The sequence below is a fragment of the Ulvibacter sp. 2210JD10-4 genome (assembly GCF_058148525.1).
This window is the reverse complement of the sequence record NZ_JBYVJZ010000114.1, coordinates 1-234: the sequence shown is the minus strand read 5'-3', so window position 1 is coordinate 234 and position 234 is coordinate 1. Positions and strand designations below refer to the sequence as shown.

At 35.0% G+C, this 234-nt stretch carries 1 pseudogene; it reads left to right on the top strand.

The features are described from left to right. A pseudogene (locus ACY2RT_RS15700) lies at positions 1-234 on the top strand (helix-turn-helix transcriptional regulator); the annotation flags it as partial.

Genomic DNA, 234 nt, shown 5'->3' with positions numbered 1-234 from the left:
TTTGACAATGAGATGTTTTGTAGTGTTATTTCAGAAAATGAGACGGCTAACGCTTTTTTAAAAATAGATTCTTTAAAAAAAGATATGCGTTTTGCCTTTGGAACCTACCGAAGTGAAGCCAAACGTAAGATCAATTCTGAAAAATGGTTTGGTATTTTTCAGCAATACGGAGAGCAATTAGAGGAACCTCTGACAGAATTATACAGTTATGCCTTCCTTTCGGATAGAGCCAAT